The 15,486-nt window shown below is 63.5% G+C and carries 14 protein-coding genes; all 14 read left to right on the forward strand.

Going from position 1 to position 15,486, the window contains the following annotated elements:
• The first annotated feature begins 59 nt into the window (after nt 1–59).
• The 14 genes from ACI3KW_RS19135 (at nt 60) to ACI3KW_RS19200 (ending at nt 15,484) form a co-directional block, all read left to right on the forward strand.
• Nucleotides 60–1,004: an ABC transporter permease gene (locus tag ACI3KW_RS19135; protein ID WP_404849414.1), complete on the forward strand. Its 945-nt coding sequence runs from the start codon at nt 60–62 to the stop codon at nt 1,002–1,004.
• The gene (locus ACI3KW_RS19140; RefSeq protein WP_404849415.1) at nt 1,001–1,849 is read left to right on the forward strand and encodes an ABC transporter permease; all 849 of its coding nucleotides are present in this window, start codon (nt 1,001–1,003) and stop codon (nt 1,847–1,849) included. The genes ACI3KW_RS19135 and ACI3KW_RS19140 overlap by 4 nt, the downstream gene beginning before the upstream one ends.
• Nucleotides 1,846–3,495 (forward strand): dipeptide ABC transporter ATP-binding protein, encoded by a 1,650-nt coding sequence (locus ACI3KW_RS19145; RefSeq protein ID WP_404849416.1) that lies wholly within the window; start codon nt 1,846–1,848, stop codon nt 3,493–3,495. Before ACI3KW_RS19140 ends, ACI3KW_RS19145 begins: the two co-directional genes overlap by 4 nt.
• Nucleotides 3,492–4,532, forward strand: a complete 1,041-nt coding sequence (locus ACI3KW_RS19150) for a putative FMN-dependent luciferase-like monooxygenase (protein ID WP_404849417.1) — start codon at nt 3,492–3,494, stop codon at nt 4,530–4,532. Before ACI3KW_RS19145 ends, ACI3KW_RS19150 begins: the two co-directional genes overlap by 4 nt.
• A gap of 30 nt (nt 4,533–4,562) precedes the next feature.
• On the forward strand, nt 4,563–5,222 hold the full coding sequence (locus ACI3KW_RS19155) for a CMD domain protein (RefSeq protein ID WP_404849418.1): 660 nt from the start codon (nt 4,563–4,565) through the stop codon (nt 5,220–5,222).
• 10 nt (nt 5,223–5,232) lie between these two features.
• On the forward strand, nt 5,233–5,835 hold the full coding sequence (locus ACI3KW_RS19160; protein WP_404849419.1) for an alkylhydroperoxidase domain protein: 603 nt from the start codon (nt 5,233–5,235) through the stop codon (nt 5,833–5,835).
• Between the two features lie 326 nt (nt 5,836–6,161).
• On the forward strand, nt 6,162–7,475 hold the full coding sequence (locus tag ACI3KW_RS19165; protein WP_404849420.1) for a PQQ-dependent sugar dehydrogenase: 1,314 nt from the start codon (nt 6,162–6,164) through the stop codon (nt 7,473–7,475).
• Nucleotides 7,476–8,001: 526 nt separating this feature from the next.
• A complete protein-coding gene (locus ACI3KW_RS19170; protein ID WP_404849421.1) occupies nt 8,002–9,027 on the forward strand; it encodes a glycine betaine ABC transporter substrate-binding protein in 1,026 nt (341 codons plus the stop codon).
• A 310-nt stretch (nt 9,028–9,337) separates the two neighbouring features.
• Entirely contained in the window at nt 9,338–10,207 is an 870-nt protein-coding gene (locus ACI3KW_RS19175) for an ABC transporter permease (protein ID WP_404849422.1), read from the forward strand.
• Nucleotides 10,208–11,263, forward strand: coding sequence for a glycine betaine/L-proline ABC transporter ATP-binding protein (locus tag ACI3KW_RS19180; RefSeq protein WP_404849423.1), 1,056 nt, complete (start codon nt 10,208–10,210; stop codon nt 11,261–11,263). It abuts the gene before it with no gap.
• A gap of 90 nt (nt 11,264–11,353) precedes the next feature.
• The gene (locus ACI3KW_RS19185) at nt 11,354–11,671 is read left to right on the forward strand and encodes a hypothetical protein (RefSeq protein ID WP_404849424.1); all 318 of its coding nucleotides are present in this window, start codon (nt 11,354–11,356) and stop codon (nt 11,669–11,671) included.
• Between the two features lie 26 nt (nt 11,672–11,697).
• Nucleotides 11,698–13,425, forward strand: coding sequence for an ABC transporter ATP-binding protein (locus ACI3KW_RS19190; protein ID WP_404849425.1), 1,728 nt, complete (start codon nt 11,698–11,700; stop codon nt 13,423–13,425).
• A 389-nt stretch (nt 13,426–13,814) separates the two neighbouring features.
• On the forward strand, nt 13,815–15,350 hold the full coding sequence (locus tag ACI3KW_RS19195; RefSeq protein WP_404849426.1) for a glucan biosynthesis protein: 1,536 nt from the start codon (nt 13,815–13,817) through the stop codon (nt 15,348–15,350).
• Complete coding sequence (locus ACI3KW_RS19200; protein WP_162740180.1) at nt 15,347–15,484, forward strand: hypothetical protein; 138 nt, start codon at nt 15,347–15,349, stop codon at nt 15,482–15,484. Before ACI3KW_RS19195 ends, ACI3KW_RS19200 begins: the two co-directional genes overlap by 4 nt.
• Nucleotides 15,485–15,486 lie beyond the last annotated feature (2 nt).

Consider the following 15,486-nt stretch of genomic DNA (forward strand, 5'->3'; position numbering starts at 1 on the left):
CGCTGCCCCCGGGCTCTCCTCCGCCGGGGGCGGCATCTCACCTTCAAAGGGATAGGCTGATGACGCGAAATCTGCTGAACCGGATCGGACAGGCCGCAGTGGTTTTACTGCTGGCCTTTACTGCGTCCTTCCTGCTGTTGCAGGCGCTGCCGGGCGACGCGCTCCTCATCAAATACCAGAACCCCGAAATGGGCCTCTCGGCCGAACAGATCGCCGAAATCCGCGTGCTCTATGGCGCCGACGCGCCGATCTGGGCGCAATATGGCAATACGCTGTGGAATTTCCTGCAAGGCAGCTTCGGCTATTCCATCCAGGCCGGCGTGCCGGTCAATACGCTGCTTGCCACCAACCTGCCGCCCACTTTGCGCCTCGCCAGCCTCGGGCTGGTTTTTGCGATCCTGCTGGCCGGCGCCATCGCCTTTGCCGCCACGCTCGCGCCTTTCGCCTGGCTGCGCAATCTGCTGGTCTCGCTGCCGGCTTTGCTGGTCTCCGTGCCGGTCTTCTGGCTGGGCATCATGCTCATCCAGATTTTCTCGTTCCGTTTCCGGCTGGTCCCGGTGATCAACCCGTCCGAGTTCCAGGCGCTGCTCCTGCCCGTGGCAACTCTGGCCATCCCCATCGCCGCGCCGCTGGCGCAAATCCTCATTCGCAGCCTCGATGAAGTGCAGACCCAGCCCTTTGTCGCCGTCGCCCGCGCCAAGGGCGCCAGCCGCCTCTGGGTGCTGTGGCGCCACGTGCTGCGCAATGCGCTGCTGCCGGTGCTGACCATTGCCGGCGTGCTGTTCGGCGAATTGCTGGCCGGCGCCGTCGTCACCGAAACCGTCTTCGGCATCAATGGCATTGGCCGCATCACCGAACAGGCCGTCAGCAATCAGGATACGGCGGTCCTGCAAGCCATCGTCATTCTCGCGGCCTTCGGCTTTGTCGTCATCAATCTCCTGGTCGATCTGGCCGCCCCCTTGATCGACCCGCGCCTCAAACGTTCGATCGGAGCGACAGCATGAGCAGCCTCGACCTCTTCGTCGCCCGGCCGGGCCGCATCAGCCTGCGCAGCCTCCGCCATATCGATCTGACGCTGGTTCTGGCCTGGGCGGTCATCGCCATCGTCGCGGCCTGGGCCGTGGCGCCGGGCCTGTTCACCCCCCATAGCGGCACCATCGGCATTGCCGGCAACCAGCTCAAGGCGCCCGACGCCGCCCATTGGCTCGGCACCGACGAAATCGGCCGCGATGTGCTGGCGCGCATCATCTATGGCTCGGTCAATTCCCTCTCCGGCGCCATTGTTGCGGTGGCGGTCGGACTGTTCGGCGGCACCGCGCTGGGCCTCTTCGCCGGCGCCATCGGCGGCAAGGTCGATGACATCATCATGCGCCTGGTCGATGTCATGCTCTCCATTCCTGGCCTGTTGCTGCAGCTCTCCATCATCATCATTCTGGGCTTCGGCACCATCAATGTCGCCGCCGCTGTCGGCGTCACCACCGTGGCCAGCTTTGCCCGCCTCATGCGTTCCGAAGTCATCCGCGTGCGCCGCGCCGACTATGTCGAGGCCGCCTTCGGCAGCGGCGGCCGCTTCTCCGCAGTGCTGTGGCGCCATGTCCTGCCCAATTCCCTGGGCACCATCATCTCCTATGCAGCGCTGCAATTCGGCACCGCCATTCTCGCCATTTCCACGCTTGGCTTCCTCGGCTATGGCGCGCCGCCGCCCATTCCAGAATGGGGCCTGCTCATTTCCGAAGGCCGCAAATATCTGACTTCGGCCTGGTGGCTCACCGCATTCCCCGGTCTCGCCGTCATTCTCGTCGTGCTCGCCGCCAATCGCATCAGCCAATCGCTGCGGAGGACATCATGAACTCTTTGGCCTTTGCCGCCGCCCCGCCCATTCTTGACGTTACCGGCCTCGATATTGCCTATCGCGATGCCGCCGGCTGGCGCCGCGTCGTGCAGGACGTGTCCTTCACGGTCGGCGCTGGCGAAGTCGTCGCGCTGGTGGGCGAGTCCGGTTCCGGCAAGACCACCACAGCCCAGGCCGTGATTGGCCTGCTGCCTGATAACGGCAAGATCGAACGCGGCGCCATCCGCCTCAACGGCACCGACATTGCCCATTGGGCCGATCGGCGCCTCGACCATATTCGTGGCAAAAGCATTAGCCTCGTCCCGCAAGACCCCGGCACCTCGCTCAATCCCGTGCTGACCATCGGCGCCCAGACTGCCGAAATCCTGCGCCTGCATGGCGTGCGGGACGGCAAGGAACGCCGCCAGCGCGTCATCGAATTGCTGGCCCGCGTTGGCCTCGACCAACCCGAATTGCGCTATGGCCAATATCCGCATGAACTCTCCGGCGGCATGAAGCAGCGCGTGCTGATCGCCATTGCCATCGCCCTGCGTCCGGCCCTGCTGATTGCCGACGAACCCACCAGCGCGCTCGACGTCACCGTGCAGCGCCGCATTCTCGATCTCATCGATGAACTGCGCGCCGAATTCGGCACTTCGGTCCTGCTGGTCACCCACGACCTCGGCGTCGCCGCCGACCGGGCCGACCGCATCATCGTGCTCAAACAAGGCCAGGTGCAGGAACAGGGCCCCGCCCGCCAGGTGCTGGGCTCCCCCCGCAGCGACTATACCAAACGCCTGCTGGCCGACGCGCCATCCCTGGCCCCCGCGGCATTCCGCGCCGCCCCCGCCGCTGCGCCCGAGGCGATTGCCGTTACCGGCCTGACCCAGGATTTCCCCGTCGGCTCCCGCAACTTCTTCCGCGCGGTCGATGATCTATCCTTCACCGTCGCCGCTGGAACCACCCACGCCATTGTCGGCGAATCCGGCTCCGGCAAGACCACCACAGCCCGCACCGTCGTCGGTTTCCAGCGCCCCACATCAGGCCGCGTCACGATTGAAGGCACCGAGATCACCGCGCTCTCGGGCGAACCTCTCCGCCAGTTCCGCCGCAATGTGCAATTGGTCTATCAAAACCCCTTCGCCTCGCTCGATCCGCGCCAAAGCGTGTCCGAAATCATCGGCGAGCCACTGCGCAATTTCGAGCCCGTGGGCAAAGCCGAGCGGCTTGATCGCGTCAAAGCCCTGCTCGACCAGGTTGGCCTCTCCGCCGACACCCTGGACCGCAGCGCCCGTGCCCTGTCCGGCGGCCAGCGCCAACGCGTCGCCATCGCCCGTGCCCTCATCCTCGAACCCCGCGTTCTGGTCCTCGACGAAGCCGTCTCCGCCCTCGACGTCACCGTGCAGGCCCAAATCCTGCGCCTCCTCCAATCCCTGCAGGACCGGCTCGGCCTCACCTATCTCTTCGTCACCCACGACCTCGCCGTGGTCCGCCAGGTGGCCCACACCGTCACCGTGATGCAGGCCGGCCGCGCCGTCGAAACCGGAACAGTCGAAACCGTCTTCACCCAGCCGCGCGCCGACTACACGCGCGAACTCATCGCCGCCATCCCCGGCCGGCACCTCTCGACGCCCGCCCGATACTATGCAGGAGCAGCCCAATGACCCGGCACAATGGCAAACGCCTCGGCTTTTTCACCCGCCTCCTCGATGACGCCAGCCCCGGCGAGCGCTATCGCCTCGCCGCCGAACAGATCGTCGCCGCCGAGCGCCACGGCTTTGACGCCGCTTGGGTCGCCCAGCACCATTTCAGCCATGACGAGGGCGGTCTGCCCGCCCCCTTCGTTTTCCTCTCCCACGTTGCCGCGCAAACCCGCACCATTCGCCTGGGCACCGGCATCGTCACCCTGCCGCTCGAAGCGCCGCTACGCGTAGCCGAAGACGCGGCCGTATTCGACCTGCTCAGCAATGGCCGCCTGGAACTCGGCGTCGGCAGCGGCGGCACGCCAAGCTCGTTCGGCGCCTTCGGCCTCGATAGCGCCCAGCGCGGCCCCATCCACGCCGCCAATCTCGCCATCGTCCGCAAGGCCCTGGCCGGCGAAGACGTCGGCGGCGGCAATCATCTCTACCCCGAAGGCAAGGGCCTGCTCGACCGCATCTGGCAAGCCACCTTCTCCGTCGATGGCGGCCGCAGGGCAGGGGAGGCCGGCGATGGCCTCATGCTCTCGCGCACCCAGCCTCGCGACAAGGACAGGCCCAACGCGACCCTCGCCGAGCTCCAGCACCCCATCATCGACGCCTATCTCGCCGCCCTCCCGCCCGGCCGCGAACCCCGCATTCTCGCCTCCCGCACCCTTTTCGTGGCCGACGATCAGCAAACCGCGCTGCACTGGGCCGATATCGGCCTGCGCCGCATCGCCGAAAAGTTCGCCGCCATCGGCCACATCATCAATGGCGATAGCCTCGATGACCTGATCCGCGCCTTCGACACCCATGTCGGCACTGTGGACGACGTCGTCACCAGCCTCGCCGCCGACGACACTCTGGAACGCGCCACCGACATTTCCTTCCAGGTCCACTCCGTCGATCCCCCGCACGAGCTGATCCTGCGCTCGCTCGAACTCATCGCCACCCAGGTCGCCCCCGCTCTGGGCTGGCGCACCCTTGCCTCGCAGCTGCCGCGCGTTGCCGTCGCCGGCTGAAACCCGTCTTCACCATGAAAGGAGCTCCCCATGGGTGCCCAACATGCCGACCTGATCGATCAATTGCTCTCCGTCACCGCCGGCTCGCGCCTCGACCAGATCCGCCGCCACCGCGAGATCGCGCGCGACAATGTGCAAAAAGCCTATGACGCTCTGTTCTCCCCCCAAGATGCCGGCGCCGTCTCCCTGCTCGAGCGCTTCGCCATTGCCGGGTTCGTGGCGGGCCTGCACGGCCAATTGGGGCTGACCGATCACTATATCCACCGCCTGACTCTGCTCGAAGGCGGCCCGGCCCTCGCCGTCATCGTCGGCACCGAAACCGAACGCGGCGCAGTGCAGGGGCCCTATGGCGATTATCCCGCCGGCCCGCTCACCCCCGAAAACAAGCCCGGCCTCCACTACACCGCGGCGCCGGACAGCCGCCAGTTCCTCGGCGCCAAGCTATCCGCCGCCTTCGAGCACGCCCACCTGTTGGTCTTCCGCCCGCGCGATGCGAGCCGGCAGGCCCTGCAAACCCTGCTCGACGCCGGCTGGAGCAATGACGGCATCGTCACCCTGTCCCAGCTCGTCGCCTATCTCGCCTTCCAGGTGCGCCTGGTCGAAGGGCTGACCGCGCTCGCCGCCTCCGCCAGCCAAACCACGACAGAAGCAACCTTCTCCCAGGCCCTCGCGGCCGGCGCCAATTCCTGAGGAACCCACGATGACCACAACGATTTCTCACCCGGATAATGTGCCGCCCGTCGCCTTCACCCAGGCCGAACTGGGCTGGATTCCCTGGCTCGATCCCCTCACCGAGGCGGACCTCACCGACCGCCACTGGGCTGGCCTCGTCGATGCCTCGCGGTCCAAATCGCCCTATTTCATGCTGCTGGCGCGCGATCCCGAAGTGCTCGAAGCCCGCACCAAGGCCGACAAGGATATCTTCTACAATCCCAATGGCGGCCTGCCCCGCGCCGAGCGGGAACTCTCGGCCACCGCGACCTCCCGCCACAATGGCTGCATTTTCTGCGCCTCGGTGCATTCGCGCTTCGCCTCCACCCATTCCAAGCGCCGAGACGACGTGCAGCGCCTGCTCGATGAAGGTCTGAGTGCTGACCTCGGCACCCGCTGGAACAGCGTCAAGGATGCCGCCGTCGCCCTCACCGACACACCCGCCCGCTTCGGCGAAACCGAAATCGCCCAATTGCGCGCCAATGGCCTCGACGATTTCGAAATTGCCGACGTCATCTCCACCTCGGCCTTCTTCAACTGGGCCAACCGCCTAATGCTCTCGCTGGGCGAGCCAACCCCACCGGCCAAGTAACGAGCTGAAACGTTCGGCATCTAGAACCAGAGTTGCCGCATCGCCTCCCTCCCCCTTGAGGGGAGGGACCGAGGGTGGGGGTGCTGCGGCCTCCACGAGCATCGAAGGTTCGGAGAGCGCAGCACCCCCACCCTAACCCTCCCCTCAAGGGGGAGGGGACAGGATCGCGGCGCCCTGGCGTCGCGGATCGATCTTTTCCCCCGATTTCCCGTGGACGTAACCCCCGTGGAGTGGCAAAAAGCTATTCCCGCCCGGCGCGATCCCTCACGCGCGCTCACCGCATCAAAAACAAATCGGGCATCAATCCGCCCCTGGGAGAAACGTCTATGACTGGGAACAGTTTTCTTGTCCTTGTCGTCTTGGTCATATTGATCGCTGGCGCTGTCTGGTATCTGCGCGGCCGCAGCCGCAATGGCGTCAATCTGCCGGCCGCCATGGGCACCAATCCGACCATTCCCGCCGCCGTTTCACAGGGCAGCCTGCCGGTCATGAAAACGCCCAAGGCCATGGGCTGGCAGCCCGGCCACAAGCCGACCGTCGCCAAGGGCCTGGCGGTCACCGCCTTCGCCAGCAAGCTGATCCACCCCCGCTGGATTTACGTCCTGCCCAATGGCGACGTCCTCGTCGCCGAATCCGCCTCGCTGCCGCAGCAGGTCAAGGGCGTGGTCGACTGGTTCCGCAATCGCGTCATGCGCCGGGTCGGCGCGCTCGAAATCAACGCCAACCGCATTACCCTCTTGCGTGACACCAATGGCGATGGCGTGCCCGAGGTCCGCGAAATCTTCCTCGAAGGCCTGAGCCAGCCTTTCGGCATGGCCCTGGTCGGCGACACGTTCTTTGTCGGCAACACCGATGGCGTCGTGGCCTTCCCCTATGTTGAAGGCGAAACCCGCGTCACCGCGCCCGGCCGCAAACTGCTCGATCTCAAGCCCGGCGGTCACTGGACGCGCAGCCTGCTCGCCAGCCCCGATGGCACCAAGCTGTTCATCGGCGTCGGCTCGCAGAGCAACATCGCCGAAAACGGCATGGCGGAAGAAGAGGGCCGCGCCGCCATCCACGAGCTGGACCTGGTCACCGGCAAAAGCCGCATCTTCGCCTCGGGCCTGCGCAACGCTGTCGGCATGGCCTTCGAGCCGACGACCGGCGTCCTGCACACAGTCGTCAATGAACGCGACGGTATCGGCGACGAAACCCCGCCCGATTACCTCACCTCGGTCAAGGACGGCGGCTTTTACGGCTGGCCCTATTGCTATTGGGGCCAGACCGTCGACGATCGCGTGCCCCAGGATCCGGCCATGGTCGCCAAGGCGATCACGCCCGACTACGCCTTGGGCGGCCATACCGCCTCGCTGGGTCTCTGCTGGGTGCCGGCCGGCACGCTGCCGGGCATTCCCGAAGGCATGGCCATCGGCCAGCACGGCTCCTGGAACCGCAGCATCCTCAGCGGCTACAAAGTCATCCTCGTCCCCTTCGTGGATGGTCGCCCCACCGGCAACCCCGTCGAACTGCTCAGCGGCTTCCTCGCCCCCGACGAAAAAACCTCCTACGGCCGCCCCGTGGGCGTAACCCTGGGCGCCGACGGCAGCCTGCTGGTTGCCGACGACGTCGGCGACGTCGTCTGGCGGCTAACCGGCGCCTGAGGGCAGGGGCCTTGCCCACTAGCCTCCCACCCACCGCATCTCCCTCGGGCTTGACCCGAGGGCCACTCTCAGTCCGGCACAAGCGGCCAATGGTCCGCGGGTCACGCCCGAGGAAAAGTGTGGTGGCCTGCCCACCGTTCCTATCCCCACCCACAATGTCATTCCGGCGCAGGCCGGAATCCATGCTGAAGGCCATCCCAACGCTGGATGCGCGAGACGTCACGGACGGCCTCCGCCGGAATGACATTGTATTTGGCTGCGTGCCCCACCGCCCAAACCCGCCCAATTTGCGGCCATCTCGCGGCACGAGATTATTTTTTGCTTCAACACACAAATCGAGCGCCGATTTCGGCTGACCGGAAGAACATGCACTAACAAACTTTCAATATCAAATGTGTCGGCATTAGTTGATCTGCAAAGAACTGACGCGCCGTTTCTTCTTTAAACTGGCAAGTATTGTCCGATTTGACACATCGAGACTGTCTCCCTATGGTCCGGCCATCACAAAAATCCAGGAGACGACCTGATGATATTGAAATCCGGTGGCATTGCCGCCGCGATCGCACTTGCCTTTTTGTCTGCCGCTAGTGTACCCGCCATGGCCCAGGATAGCGCCGAAGCTGCCTGCGGCACCGACCGCACCATCGACATTGCCGAGATGACCTGGCCCTCCGCGGCCGCCTTGGCGCACATTCACGCAAAAATTCTGGAAGCCGGTTTCGGATGCGATGTCGCCATCGTCACCGGCGATACGGTTCCCACCACCAGCTCCATGGTGACGCGCGGTTCGCCCGCGGTGGCGCCCGAGTTGTGGACCAGCACCGTGCAAGACCAATGGGATGCAGCCCTGGCCGATGGCGCGGTGACCAAGCTGGGCGAAGCCATCACGGATGGCACCATCGAGGGCTGGTTCATTCCGCGCTACACCCAGGAAGCCCACCCCGAAATCGTCAGCGCCGAAACAGCCATTGCCAATCCCGCAGTCTTCCCCGATCCAGAGGATACGAGCAAAGGCCGCCTCTATTCCTGCCCGCCGGGCTGGGGCTGCGAATTGGCCACCACGGCGCTGTTCGACGCCTATGACATGAGTGATACCTGGACCCTGTTCTCGCCCGGTTCGGGTGGCGCCCTTGACGCTTCCATTGCCCGTGCCTTCACCCGCGAAGAGCCCATCCTGTTCTACTATTGGGGCCCCACCGCGATCCTGGGTAAATTCGACGCTGTGCCGCTCGACATGGGTGAGACCAAGCCTGAAGTCTATGCCTGCAATACCGATCCCGATTGCACCGAGCCGGCCGGCATCACCGCCTATCCGTCCTCGCCCGCAATCGTCGGCGCCGCCGCCTGGCTCAGCGAAGAAGCGCCCAACGTGGCTGACTATTTCAGCAAGGTCGGCCTGACCAATGCCGAAATCAGCGAATTGCTGGTCTATGGCGACGAAAACCAGGCCGACGCAGCCGCCACCGCCGAAAACTTCCTCAAGACCAAGGAAGATTTGTGGAGCAGCTGGGTGCCTGCCGAGGTCGCCGAAAAGGTCAAGGCGAGCCTCTAACGGTGGAGAGCCCCGATCCGCCTCCCTCCCCCTTGTGGGGAGGGATTGAGGGTGGGGCTGCGCCCTCCACGTGCACCGAGCCGACATCCCCCACAATGTCATTCCCGCGAAAGCGGGAACCTCCGTTTCGGGATGCCCGGCAAGAAAAACAGAGGTTCCCGCTTTCGCGGGAATGACACCGCGGTTGGGGTCCGCTCCCTCACCCACCTCACCCCGTTTTCCGCGTGATCCCCAAGCGTGCCTCTCCGGCGCCCTTTGGGATCGTGCTGAACAAATTTGCCCCTTTCGGGCCAGAAGAAAGTGACAAACCTTGTTTCCGCAATTGATTGATACCAAGCCCTTGCGCCGGGCGATCGACGACGGCCTCAATTGGGTCGTGCGCAATTGGGGCGATGGCTTCGAAACCGCCGCCTATCCGCTGCTCATGCTGCTCAAGGCCATCGAAGACCTGCTGATCGCCACCCCATGGTGGCTGATCGTCGCCCTGCTCACCGGCATCGCCTGGCTCGCTTCGCGCAGCTGGAAATTGCCACTCATCGTGCTGTTTTCGCTGCTGTTCCTTGGTGTGATGGAGCTGTGGAAGGACGCCATGACCACCATGGCCCTGATGCTTGCCGCCACCATCACCGCCATTGTCATCTCGATTCCGGTCGGCGTTTCTATGTCCCGCTCGGCTCGGGTGCGCCAGCTCATCACCCCGGTGCTCGATCTGATGCAGACGCTGCCCGGCTTCGTCTATCTCATCCCCACGGTGATGATCTTCGGTCCCGGCAAGATCCCCGCGCTGATCGCCACTGTCGTCTATGCCGCTCCGCCTCTGGTGCGGCTGACCGATCTCGGCCTGCGCTCGGTCGACCCGGCGGTGATGGAGGCCAGCCGCGCCTTCGGCACCAATCCCACCCAGCGCCTGTTCGGGGTGCAAATCCCGCTGGCGCTGCCCACCATCCTGGCTGGCATCAACCAGACCACGATGATGGCGCTCTCCATGGTCGTCATCGCCTCGATGATCGGTGCTGGGGGCCTGGGCTATCAGGTGCTGCAGGGCATCGGACGGCTCGAAGTCAGCCGCGGCCTCTTTGCAGGCCTGGGCATCGTCGCCCTCGCCATCGTCTTCGATCGCATCACCCAGTCTTTCGGCAAACAGCTTCAGGGCCGCATCGGCCTGGCGGAGGCCAGATAAATGAACGCCATGACATCCATGCAAACCGACACCAAGACCGATCTGGCGATCGCCATGCGCGGTGTCACCAAGATTTTCGGCAGCGACCCACAAGCGGCTCTGGCGCTGCTCCAGTCGGGCAAGTCCAAGGCCGAGGTGCAGGCGCAGACCGATCACGTTGTTGGGCTCGACAATGTCTCGCTCGATATCGAGCGCGGCCAGATTTTTGTGGTCATGGGCCTGTCCGGATCGGGCAAGTCCACCCTGATCCGCCATGTGAACCGCCTGATTGAACCAACCGCGGGCGAAATCGTCGTCGAGGGTAACAGTGTGTTAGCGCTAAGCCTCGACGAGTTACGCAAATACCGCCGCACCAAGGTGGCGATGGTGTTTCAGAAATTTGGGCTTTTGCCGCATCGCTCGGTCATCGACAATGTCGCCTATGGCCTAGAAGTCCGAGGTGTCGGCCGCGAGGAACGGCTCGAACAAGCCGCCAAATGGATCGCCACCGTCGGCCTCTCCGGCTACGAAAACAGCCGCACCCGCCAGCTCTCCGGCGGCCAGCAACAACGCGTCGGCCTCGCCCGGGCGCTGGCCATGGACACCGATATCATCCTGATGGACGAGGCTTTTTCAGCCCTCGATCCCCTGATCCGCTCGGGCATGCAGGACCAGTTGATCGAGCTGCAACAGAGCCTCAACAAGACCATCCTGTTCATCACCCACGACTTCGACGAAGCCCTCAAAATCGGCAATCGCATCGCCGTGCTGAAAGATGGCGCGGTGCAACAGGTTGGAAAACCTGAAGAAATTGTACTCAAGCCCGCCAATGCTCATATCGAGGAATTCGTCCGCGAGGTGAACAAGGCCCGCGCCATCCATGTCCGCTCCATCATGCAACGTGGCGACGTCGAGCCCTGCGAATACTCGGTCCCGATGAACGCCCGCTGCGAAGATGTGCTGCCCCTCTTCGCCGAGCATGAATGGGTCGGCGTGCTGGACGACGCCGGCCACCAGATCGGCCGCGTCACCGCCAAGCAGGTGATCAAGGCACTGGCCCGGCATAGCCCGACATAAAGGTGACAAACGCACTCGACTTTATCGCGAAAAACAGGCTAAAGGACCGGCGGCAGCGCAAAATGCTGCCGCCGAACTCGCGAGGGTCCCATGCCGCACAATTCCGAAAAGCCCGATGCCGCCTTCACCGCCATCCGCGCGGCGCTGATGGCATCCTATTCCGGCACGCTGGCAACCACCCGTCTGTCACCCCTCGATGCGCTGGAATATTTGGCAGCCGCCATCGGCTCGATCTACCGCGAAGTCGCCGACGCCCATCTTGATCCCGATGGCTGCCCCTGCGGCTGGGCGCCGTGCCATGTGCTCGATATAGTTGCACTGCAGCAGGCAATTGCGGCAAATGCCAGCATTGCCGATGAGGCGGACCCGTTCGACCTGCGCATGCTGGCGCCCGTCGGCCACGGCTGAACCGCCGGACTGAATTGACCTGATCTATGCTGGCTCGCTTTTTTTCCTATTACGCCCCCTACAAGGGCCTGTTTGCGCTGGATTTTGGCTGCGCCATTGTCGCGGGCCTGCTCGAACTGGCCTTTCCCATGGCGGTGGCCTATTTCATCGACCAATTGCTGCCCCGCTCGGAATTCGGCTTCATCCTGATTGCCGGAGCTGCGCTGCTGGCCATCTATGTTTTCAATGCGGTCCTGATGGGCGTGGTCAATTATTTCGGCCACATGCTGGGCATCAGCATCGAAACCGACATGCGCCGCCAGGTGTTCGACCACCTGCAAAAGCTCAGCTTCCGCTTCTTCGACAACAACAAGACCGGCCACCTGATCACCCATGTGACCAAGGATCTCGAAGACGTCGGCGAGGTCGCCCACCACGGCCCCGAGGACGTCTTCATCGCCATCATGACCTTCCTCGGCGCCTTCGCCCTGATGTTCACGGTCAACTGGCAGCTGGCGCTGATCACCACGCTGATCGTGCCGGTCATGACCTGGCTGGTCAGCCGCTACGGCGCCAAGATGACGCAGAACTGGCGCACCCTGTTCCGGCAGGTCGGCGAATTCAACACTCGTATCGAGGACTCCATCGGCGGCATTCGCGTGGTCAAGGCCTTCGCCAACGAACCGCACGAGGCCAATCTCTTCGCTGGCAACAACAGCAATTACCGCAAGACCAAATTGCAGGCCTATGCCTACATGACGGCCAGCATCACCATCACCTATCTCAGCACGCGCCTGGTGCAGCTTGTGGTCATGCTGGTTGGCGCCTGGCTCGTGGTACAGGGCGACCTGACCAATGGCGGCTTTGTCAGCTTCCTGCTGCTGGTCAATGTGTTCATGCGCCCGGTCGACAAGATAACCGGCGTGCTGGAAAGCTATCCCAAGGGCATTGCCGGCTTCCGCCGCTTTACTACGCTGATCGATACCGAGCCGGACATTGCCGACCGGCCGAATGCCAAGGCAGTGCGCAACCTCAAGGGCGACATCGTCTTTGCCGACGCCGGATTCTCGTACGAGCACGGCCGCCAGGTGCTCGACGGGCTGAACCTGACGATCAAGGCGGGGGAAACCGTAGCCGTGGTCGGCCCATCGGGCGCGGGCAAGACGACGCTCTGCTCGCTGCTGCCGCGCTTTTATGAACTCGATAGCGGCTCGATCAGCATCGATGGCATGGATATCCGCGACATGACGCAGGCCTCGTTGCGCAGCCAGATCGGCATTGTGCAGCAGGACGTGTTCCTGTTCGGCGGCACCATCCGCGAGAATATCGCCTATGGCCAGCTCGGCGCCTCCGACGAGGCGATCATGGCCGCGGCGCGCAATGCCCGCTTCGACAAGGTGATCGAGCGGTTGTCCGACGGGCTCGATACCGTGGTGGGCGAACGCGGCGTCAAACTCTCGGGTGGGCAGAAGCAGCGCGTGGCGATTGCCCGGATTTTCCTCAAGAACCCGCCCATCCTGATTCTGGACGAGGCCACTTCGGCGTTGGATACGGCAACGGAAGTCGCCATCCAGCAATCCCTCGCGGAATTGTCCAAGGGCCGCACGACACTGGTAATCGCGCACCGGCTGGCGACCATCCAGCATGCCGACCGGATCGTGGTGCTCGATGAGACGGGTATTGTGGAGCAGGGCGCTCATGCCGAACTGCTGGCGCGGGGCGGAGCCTATGCGCGGCTGCACAATGCCCAATTTGGATTCCTGCCGGGAGCGTGATCGCCGCCCGCACCCACCAAGCCCAAACTCTTAAACAAATCTCAACGCTGCAAACGCCCGGTCCGCGGGGCATACCGTTACCTATGCGCCTGGCGGCCATCGGCTACGCGGTGGGCCTGCCCTAAACCTGCCCCAAACTTTATCGACATATCACGACAACGCGAGCAACCCTTGCCGTCAACGGATCGTTAAGGGTTCGCGGCGGGTCACCGGGAGCCATGCGGTAGTTGCATGGCGCCCATGCGTCAACTTTTACGGCTATCCGGCGTTCGAATTAAGCCGGAAACCATGCAATACAACACCGAACGGGTAGTGTTTACTTGAAGCGTCACATCAACAGCCTGCCGAATCGCCGCGATGTCCTTTTCGGGATAGGCGCAGTCGCCCTCTTGTCGACCACTGCGCTCAGCACCAAAGCCTTCGCCCAGGCCGAACTGCCCGACCAATTCGCTTTCGATTTCGACTCCTTCAGCGCTCGCATGAAGGATTTGGCGGCTAGCCCGTTCCAGCCGGTGACGTTCGAACTCCCCGAGGGCCTGCAGGGCCTGGATTATGACGCTCATATGCGCATCCAGTTCCGGCCTGACCACGGCGTGTGGGCCAAGGATAACCTAGGTTATCAGGTACAGGCCTTCCACATGGGCTGGTTGTTCAAGGAGCCGGTCAAGCTCTACGAACTGATTGATGGCCAAGCCAAGCTCGTGACCTTCACGGCCGCCGATTTCGATTACCATGACGCCGAGACCGCAGCGCGCGTCGCCACCGTGGGCGAGTTCCCCGGTGTCGCGGGCATACGGCTCAATTATCCGCTCAATATTGCCGACAAGTATGACGAGCTCGCGACATTCCTGGGCGCCAGCTATTTCCGCGCACTGGGCCGCAACAATGTCTATGGCCAGAGCGCTCGCGGCATCGTGCTGAATTCCTGGCTCGATGTGCCAGAAGAGTTCCCGGTGTTTTCCGAATTCTATGTCGAAAAGCCCGCTTCTGCCGATGTGCCGATGACGCTTTATGCCGCCATGGAAGGCCCCAGCGTGACCGGCGCCTATCGTTTCGTGATCTCCCCGCCGCATGGCGAGCAGCAGGAAACCATCATGGAAGTGACGGCGCGGCTGAATTTTCGCAGCGATGTCAAGGAGCTGGGCGTTGCCCCGCTGACCTCGATGTTCCTGTTCGGCGATGCCAATCGCGGCAGCTTCGACGATTACCGCCCCCAGGTGCACGACACCAATGGCCTGCTGATCGAGCGGGAAAATGGGGAAGTGATGTGGCGCGCGCTCAACAATTCGACGACCCTGGGCAATTCCTATCTCTGGGAAGCCAACCCCAAGGCCTACGGCCTCTATCAGCGCGGCCGCGACTTCGAGACCTATCAGGATGCCGGCGCCCATTACGAGCGTCGCCCTTCGCTGCGCGTCGAGCCCACCAATAATTGGGGCCAGGGCCATGTGCGGCTGATCGAAATTCCGGCGCGCTTTGAAGCGGACGATAATATCGGCGCTTTCTGGGTGCCGGAAGCCCCGGCGAAAGCTGGGGATGAACGGGAATTTGGTTACCGCCTGATCTGGGGTGACCTTAATCCCGACAAGAATTCGAGTTTGGCTTATGTGGCCGAGACGCGTGCAGGGCAGGGTGGTGTATCCGGGGTGGAGAACGCCGCCAACCTGCGCAAATTTGTGGTCGACTTTGTCGGCGGTGAATTGTCGGGCCTTTCAGCTGAAACGCCGCCAGATGTGGTGGCAACGGTCGCGGGTGGCGTAGCGCAACATACTGCGCTCTCGCGCATTGATGCCAACGGTGCATGGCGTCTGGTCTTCGACGTGGAGACTGACGGCACGACACCGTTGGAACTGAGGGCCTATCTGGTGGGGTTAGGCCGTCAACTTACTGAAACCTGGCTCTACCAGTGGAGACCCACGGCATGAAACATTCGAGCGAATTTCTCTACGCCATCGCCCTACCCGATGCACCCCTAGCTATGCCCAAGCAACGCCTGGAGCGGCAAAAGTCGCTGATGGACGTTGTGCGCAACGCCTTTCTGGTCTTGTCCTGGCGCTGATG

The organism is Devosia sp. ZW T5_3, from assembly GCF_044987315.1.
GTDB lineage: Bacteria > Pseudomonadota > Alphaproteobacteria > Rhizobiales > Devosiaceae > Devosia.

What these genes read in the sequence shown, in the direction of transcription:
- ACI3KW_RS19135 (WP_404849414.1), top strand. Translation starts at nt 60, where the DNA reads ATGACGCGAAATCTGCTGAACCGGATCGGACAGGCCGCAGTGGTTTTA.
- ACI3KW_RS19140 (WP_404849415.1), top strand. Translation starts at nt 1,001, where the DNA reads ATGAGCAGCCTCGACCTCTTCGTCGCCCGGCCGGGCCGCATCAGCCTG.
- ACI3KW_RS19145 (WP_404849416.1), top strand. Translation starts at nt 1,846, where the DNA reads ATGAACTCTTTGGCCTTTGCCGCCGCCCCGCCCATTCTTGACGTTACC.
- ACI3KW_RS19150 (WP_404849417.1), top strand. Translation starts at nt 3,492, where the DNA reads ATGACCCGGCACAATGGCAAACGCCTCGGCTTTTTCACCCGCCTCCTC.
- ACI3KW_RS19155 (WP_404849418.1), top strand. Translation starts at nt 4,563, where the DNA reads ATGGGTGCCCAACATGCCGACCTGATCGATCAATTGCTCTCCGTCACC.
- ACI3KW_RS19160 (WP_404849419.1), top strand. Translation starts at nt 5,233, where the DNA reads ATGACCACAACGATTTCTCACCCGGATAATGTGCCGCCCGTCGCCTTC.
- ACI3KW_RS19165 (WP_404849420.1), top strand. Translation starts at nt 6,162, where the DNA reads ATGACTGGGAACAGTTTTCTTGTCCTTGTCGTCTTGGTCATATTGATC.
- ACI3KW_RS19170 (WP_404849421.1), top strand. Translation starts at nt 8,002, where the DNA reads ATGATATTGAAATCCGGTGGCATTGCCGCCGCGATCGCACTTGCCTTT.
- ACI3KW_RS19180 (WP_404849423.1), top strand. Translation starts at nt 10,208, where the DNA reads ATGAACGCCATGACATCCATGCAAACCGACACCAAGACCGATCTGGCG.
- ACI3KW_RS19185 (WP_404849424.1), top strand. Translation starts at nt 11,354, where the DNA reads ATGCCGCACAATTCCGAAAAGCCCGATGCCGCCTTCACCGCCATCCGC.
- ACI3KW_RS19190 (WP_404849425.1), top strand. Translation starts at nt 11,698, where the DNA reads ATGCTGGCTCGCTTTTTTTCCTATTACGCCCCCTACAAGGGCCTGTTT.
- ACI3KW_RS19200 (WP_162740180.1), top strand. Translation starts at nt 15,347, where the DNA reads ATGAAACATTCGAGCGAATTTCTCTACGCCATCGCCCTACCCGATGCA.